4 protein-coding genes and 2 pseudogenes are annotated in these 5,519 nt (G+C 35.6%); 2 read left to right on the forward strand and 4 right to left on the reverse strand.

All coding sequences use genetic code 11. The features are described 5' to 3' along the window. Positions 1 to 148: 148 nt before the first annotated feature. Positions 149 to 673, forward strand: a pseudogene (locus CWATDRAFT_RS35035) (IS66 family transposase); the annotation flags it as partial. Positions 674 to 1,054: 381 nt separating this feature from the next. Here CWATDRAFT_RS35035 and CWATDRAFT_RS29355 read toward each other — a convergent pair. The 4 genes from CWATDRAFT_RS29355 to CWATDRAFT_RS29365 form a co-directional block, all read right to left on the reverse strand. Next, positions 1,055 to 2,212, reverse strand: a complete 1,158-nt coding sequence (locus CWATDRAFT_RS29355) for a sigma-70 family RNA polymerase sigma factor (protein WP_157134205.1) — start codon at positions 2,210 to 2,212, stop codon at positions 1,055 to 1,057. Beyond that, complete coding sequence (locus CWATDRAFT_RS41555; RefSeq protein WP_081451036.1) at positions 2,197 to 2,328, reverse strand: sigma-70 factor domain-containing protein; 132 nt, start codon at positions 2,326 to 2,328, stop codon at positions 2,197 to 2,199. The genes CWATDRAFT_RS29355 and CWATDRAFT_RS41555 overlap by 16 nt, the downstream gene beginning before the upstream one ends. A 247-nt stretch (positions 2,329 to 2,575) precedes the next feature. Continuing rightward, complete coding sequence (locus tag CWATDRAFT_RS29360) at positions 2,576 to 3,628, reverse strand: J domain-containing protein (protein ID WP_007308371.1); 1,053 nt, start codon at positions 3,626 to 3,628, stop codon at positions 2,576 to 2,578. A 187-nt stretch (positions 3,629 to 3,815) separates the two neighbouring features. Continuing rightward, positions 3,816 to 4,424 (reverse strand): hypothetical protein, encoded by a 609-nt coding sequence (locus CWATDRAFT_RS29365; RefSeq protein WP_232287233.1) that lies wholly within the window; start codon positions 4,422 to 4,424, stop codon positions 3,816 to 3,818. A 224-nt stretch (positions 4,425 to 4,648) separates the two neighbouring features. On the opposite strand from CWATDRAFT_RS29365, the pseudogene CWATDRAFT_RS29370 reads away from it, so the two are divergent. Then, positions 4,649 to 5,519 (forward strand): annotated as a pseudogene (locus tag CWATDRAFT_RS29370) (transposase); the annotation flags it as partial.

A 5,519-nucleotide genomic window follows, 5' to 3' on the forward strand; every position in this document is an offset into this window, starting at 1 on the left:
CGGTTTGATGGAGGAACATATGGTTTGGTAGAAATCAAAGAGTTGTGTTAATTGGGTTCCACTGGAGTTCGCGAAGTGGGAAATGTAGGGGAGATTTAAAGGCATCTCAAGAATGAGGCTATAGGCTAACTTAGACAAGTGCGATGGCCAACAGGAATGTCTGGAACATTTAGAGGAGAGTTAGATTCCGCTAAAACCAGTCGTTTTCAATCGAATCGAGAATTTGCTGCCGGAGTACAACAAGTTTTAGCAACCGCCCGTATCCATTATCGTCATTATCATGCTCGAAATTTAACCCTTGAAGACTTAGGCTTCCAAAAGAACAGAAGTCGAGAACTCACTGCAAAAGATTTTTAAAGCAACTCCCAAAAAAGGATAGCCTTATGATGCACAAAGATTGATTAACCGTCTCAAACGTCATTGGGAAGAGTGGTTCACCTTTCTAACTTATCCTGAAGTCAAACCAGATAATAATGATGCTGAGAGAGCTTTACGTCCCATTGTCATTCACCGCAAAGTAAGTGGGGGAGCAAGAAGCGACTGGGGTGCAGAGTTAGTCACCCAAATGTTCAGTTTTTTAGAGACCATGAGATTACAGGGGCAAAATGCCATTGTCCAATTATGCGAATTATTTTCATTAGCTGGTCGGAGTCCCCCAGGATTAGAGATGTAAAAGGCTCCGGAGCCGATGGGGGATAGATTTTTCTTGATCCCCCTATCTCTCTGCACAAAAATAAACAAGGTTAGCGGATAATCTCCGCTAACAAAAAACTATCTTACTATTCTTTTTTTTCTCATATTGTTGTTTTTATTTGAGGTTTTTAAAAGACTTGATTCTGGGAATGTTAGTCATTAAAATAGCCGTAATAAATTAGCTTAAATTTTACGCTAAATCACAGGGCTTATATTTTTGTTGACTCAACTGATGTTGTTTGTAGTGCTTTTCAATAAGACTTTTTTGTTGCGGTGAGCAGTTACATTTTGGGTAGGCTTTTTATTCATTAAACAAGAAATAGAAACCTTAATTATCCACTCTAATTCTTATATTTTATAATTATTTTTGATAAGATAATTGATTTAATTGCTTTTTCAGTTCTCTTTGTTGAGCTTTAGATAGGGTTGTCTTGGGCTTAGATTTAGCTGATGACTTTTTCTTAACTTTTGATTGACTACTTTCTGAGTTATCTTTCACGTTACTTTTAGTTTTAGATGATTTTTGAGGAGATTTTCTTATTATCTTCGAGGCAAGATTTAAGGAATCATGTTCGACTTGATCTGAGATTATCGAGGTTTTCTCTGCCTCTTTAACTCTTAGAGTTTCTGTAACCATTAGCTGATGAGATTTGACTTTCTCCTGGGTTTCTACTTTTAAAGACCCCTTTAAACGAGATTTGAATTTCAGGGATTTTTCTGGGGTAATTGACTCAAAGTTAACTGACATAATCTCCGATTCATCATTCTTCTCAGTGACAATTACTTGCTTTAATTTATCTAAAGCATTATTTTTAATATGTCTCACTCGTTCACGACTCAGGTTCATTTTTTTGCCAATCTCATTTAAAGTTAAAGAAGGGGTTTCTAAATAATATTCTCTCAAAACTCTTTGCTCTTGTGGTTTTAATCCACAGAGACATTGCTCCACCAGTTCTTTATTGCCAAGGTTATCCAGAAATTTCTGTAAATCCCCATTGGGATCTGCCAGAAAACTGAGCAATGTTGAGTTGTCTTCGTCTCCAAGAACCTTTTGATCTAAAGAGAGCATAGGATTGTTGACGGATCTTAATACCCTAATCTTTTCAGGGGAGATTTCTAACCTTTCTGAAAGCTCTCTTACCGTCGCACTTCTCCCATACTTTTGTCTAATTTCTAACTGCACTTTTTTCAGCTTACTAATCTCTTCATTAATATGAACAGGAACTCTAATGGTTCGTCCCTTATCACAAATTGCTCGCACTAAAGCTTGTCTAATCCAATGATAAGCATAAGTTGAAAATTTGTATCCTTTATCATATTCAAACTTTTCTACTGCTCTAATTAATCCTAAGTTTCCCTCGCTCACTAAATCCATAAATTCTAATCCTTTTCCCTGGTATTTTTTGGACACCGCTACTACTAATCTTAAATTAGCTTGGATCATTTTTTCTTTGGCTCTTTTTCCTCTTTTTAGGATTAACTGAAGTTCTCTTACGCTTATTCCTATTTCTTTTCCCAACAAGTCATCATCCTTTTCACTTGCTTACCTAATTCAATTTCTTCATCAGGTTTTAGGAGAGGAATTTGACCGATTCTCTTAAGATAAGACCCAACTTCACCCTTGTTTTCTGTCATGATTTTTGAGTAACTGTTTTCTCATATCGCCCCTTATATTATATCAATAAAAGGCGATGTGTAACTATTTTTAAACTTTCATTTGAGTTCATTTTTATCAATGGATAATTGATAATTGATAATTAATTCGGTTTAAAACCTCTCCTTTAAAGGAGAAAAAAGACAAAAATATTCATTTTTATCAATCCTCTTCCCTTTTAGGGGGAGGTAATTATCCATTGTCCATTGTCCATTATCCATTATTGAATTACATTATTCTAATTCCTAATAATTCTTCTAACATCATTTCTAATATTTCTTCTTCTTGAACTGAACTACCGGGGCCTTTCAGAAAGTCTGATATAGTAATTTTTTTGTCACGAAAATCTCTGACAAAATCACGGATACTTTCGATTGGTTTAACTTTAGTTTCTAATTCTTTAGTTAGTTCAGCCATCCCATCCACGCCTCGTTTCTGACAAGCTCGATATTCTTTAACCATTGTCCCCTCTGGGGTTCGTCTCACCATCCTTAGTTCTTTCTTTAAGTTTTCATATTGAGTTCTTAGAAGTTCATTATCTTTTGCCCTCATCAAACAAATTCTTTCAATTTCACTCTTTGCGGTATTATTTAGGTCGATTTCTTGTTGGAGATGATGCTGTTTTTCTATTTCTAATAATCTGGCTATATCCCCCTCTTCATAAGCTCGATTAACTTCTTTCATGACTTCATTATGATAAATCTGTGTTTCTGGATCACTGGCTTTATCAGGGTGAAATAGAGAGGCTAATTTCAAGAACGTTTTTCTCATTTCCCCTGATTTATTAGATTTTTTATCTCCTTGATCAAAATCATTATCTTCATCCTCTTGCTCTGTATAATCTGCTTTTTTTTGATTCTTATTTTTAGCTGATTTAAACTCTTGTGAATCTGAAAATATATTCTCCTCTTCTTCATCTTCTTCTAATTCCTCTGATTGAGAACTTATTACTCCCATTAATTGAAGAGAATGATAGACCCCTACTATATCCTCCCTACTTTTTTTCCCCAATTTTCTCTTTGTTAAAATTTCCGAGAATAATTCATGAATCTCTCTATCTAGTTCTTGGATTTGTTGTTGAATGGGGGAGACTCTTCTAAAAATCTCCATGCCAATACTACGCATCTGATCTAAAAAATTCTTTAGTTCAGTACGTTTTCGTTTGATTTGTTTGAGTAGCCATTGATGTTCTTCTTCAAGACAACGACGACGTTCATGGAACGATGACAGTCCCAATGATTGGGTTGATTCGCTCCCTTCTGAGAATTGCTCCATACTCATAAAATATATTCCAATGTCTTTGCTTGAATACTCGTTATTATACAAAAGAGAAGTTCATTATTTTTAGTTTTGATTGGCTTAGAACTTTTGCCCATAAAATAACCTTTGATTTACTTTAATTATTTATAAATAGTTTTCCCTTAACCGAATAGGTAATTATCAATTATCAATTATCCATTGTCCATTATTAAATGACACCATCTGATTCATGCACCAATCCTGTTGGAGTATCAGAGTCATTTTCCACTCCTTGCTGAGACTGCCAAGCGATCGCATTAAGAATAAGTCGCGCATTTCCTGTGCAATTCTCTCGGTAGTCAGACACAGATGCTACTATTTCCCCTAACTTGGTAATTACTTTGGCATATTTCTTATCTCTGGCAATTTCTCTTTCTGAGTTATTGAGAGGACGATTTCCCGAAAGAACGGCTTCAATAACAGGAACATAAGGAGCAGCAACTTCGGCTACCTCTTGTACCTCCAGTTGCAGTTTGGTTAAATGGATAATCTCTTGCGCTCCCTTGACAATGGGGGGAATGGGGAGAGATTCTCTGGTCCTATCTAATTTCTCTAAACGGGGACTATCAGGAGGCACGAAAAAAATATTCTCAGAAGTAAGACCATTAGGAAATAAATCTGGCTCAATTTGTCCTTTTTCCCACATAGTTAAAACTATTTCTAAAGCCTTTTCTCGATTTGAGGCATTATCACCCCCTTTATGGGGAACTTCTATCAGTAGTCCCTCTTGTTCTTCTGGGGGTTGTTCCAGGTCATTGACAGCTACAAAGTGAGTCACAGATTTCCGTCTGGGCATAAGATCAGGTTTCGACAACAATAGCGAACTTTTGCATCATACCAGAGACGGACAATAATAAGATTAAATAGGGTTTGCTGAATAAAAGCAAAACCCTATTCTTTAAAAGGTTACACCCATATTCGCGATCGCAAAAAAGATCAGCTTTGTCGGCTACAAACCGCTATAATTGGTAGAAACACCTCCCAGTTGTTGGTCAAGAACAAATGTATCGAAAAGAGGAGCAACCTTTACCGCCCCCAGAAAAATTTGAATTACCTTTCGAGGGTAAATTGTCCCCCAATAATCGTTGGGTAATCATGGCAGAGTTGATACCTTGGGATGATTTTGAGGAAGAATATGCTAAACTTTTTTCAGCAGAAAAAGGTGCGCCAGCCAAACTATTTAGAATGGCATTAGGGACATTAATTATTAAGGAAAAATTAGGAACAAGTGATAGAGAAACTATAGAACAGATTAGAGAAAATCCCTATCTACAATACTTTATAGGTTTAAATTGTTATCAACAAGAGCCACCACTGGAATCTTCAATGCTAGTTCATTTTAGGAAAAGAATTGATGGAGAATTGATAAATAAAATCAATAAAAAAATAGTAAAAAGAGAAATAGACAAGAGTGATAAAGAAGTAAAAAAAAAGGATTGTCTCCAAGAAAAAGGAGAAAAAATAAAAAATAAAGGTAAACTAATTTTAGATGCGACTTGTGCGCCAACAGACATCAAATACCCAACGGATTTAGGCATATTAAATCAGCCNAGAATTGAGACNNGAAGAAAATATAGATATCTTTATAAACCATTAAGAGTAAAATTGAGAAAAAAAGCGAGAACTTCTAGAATAATCGCTAGAAAGGAATACTTAAAAGTAGCTAAAAAACGAAAAGTATCTTATCAGAAAGAAGAAAAGCTATCGGGAAACGGTTAAAATACCTAAGGAAAATTTTAGGAAATTTGGAGAACTTATTCAAGCTGGGGCTTCCCTGGAAAATCCGATAAAAAAACGAAAAATTGTCCAGAGCCTCTCAAAAAGTTTTTGACCCCCACCCTCCATGTGGAAAAATAAAACCAAAAGGTCCCTC

Origin of the sequence: Crocosphaera watsonii WH 8501, assembly GCF_000167195.1 — a bacterium.
In the GTDB taxonomy this organism is placed as follows: domain Bacteria; phylum Cyanobacteriota; class Cyanobacteriia; order Cyanobacteriales; family Microcystaceae; genus Crocosphaera; species Crocosphaera watsonii.